At 73.1% G+C, this 670-nt stretch carries 1 pseudogene; it reads left to right on the top strand.

Features of this window, described 5'->3' with window-relative positions:
• Positions 1-117: 117 nt before the first annotated feature.
• Positions 118-403: pseudogene (locus tag JL475_RS41070) on the top strand (XRE family transcriptional regulator); the annotation flags it as partial.
• Positions 404-670: the final 267 nt, after the last annotated feature.

Genomic DNA, 670 nt, shown 5'->3' with positions numbered 1-670 from the left:
CGTCAGGTCGCGGCCCCCTCCCTGCCCGGATCCCCAAAACCTGTTCGCCGCGGCGACGCGGCCATGCTCGGCGCTCCGAGCGGCTGTTCCTACGGGACTGGCGAATTGCGCGGCAGAGTCGTCAGGCGGCTCAAGGGCACCCGCGCGGTGGCCGACCTGCTCGGCATCTCCCAGCGCACCGTCGAGCGGGTGCGTCAAAGACCAGATCCGTCGGCCCCGCGCCGACCTCGCCCGACGCCTTCAGGACGCGGTCCGCGCCCGCCGGCAGCCCCGTATTCGCGAGCGCGCCCGCCGCCAGGCCGCCACCAGCACCGGCCTGGTCGTCGACACCCGGGCCCGGTTCGGCTTCACCGCCGCCCCCGGCGCCACCGACGACGCCCGCCTCCGCCGCCTCACCCTCGCCCTTAGCTCGGCATCGGACGATCCATGCGGTCGGCTTCCGTGACAGTGAGCCGGTGCAGCGTGGCGATGCCAGGGCGGCGGCGATGCCGCAGGTCTTGTAGGGGTGGTTCCAGCGTTGCAGCGTGCGCAGACCGGTACCGGTGTCTTGTGCCGGGGCTGTCAGCGGGATGCCGTCCTCGGCCTCTGAACCCCACAGCGGCGTCCCGGAGCCTCATGTCGGCCGGGTGGGTTTCCCCCGGTGAGACCGTTGCCGGACTCAGGCTGTGGA

Origin of the sequence: Streptomyces sp. M2CJ-2, from assembly GCF_016757295.1 — a bacterium.
In the GTDB taxonomy this organism is placed as follows: domain Bacteria; phylum Actinomycetota; class Actinomycetes; order Streptomycetales; family Streptomycetaceae; genus Streptomyces.
Note: the sequence above shows the minus strand (reverse complement) of the source record. Positions and strands in the feature narration are given on the sequence as shown.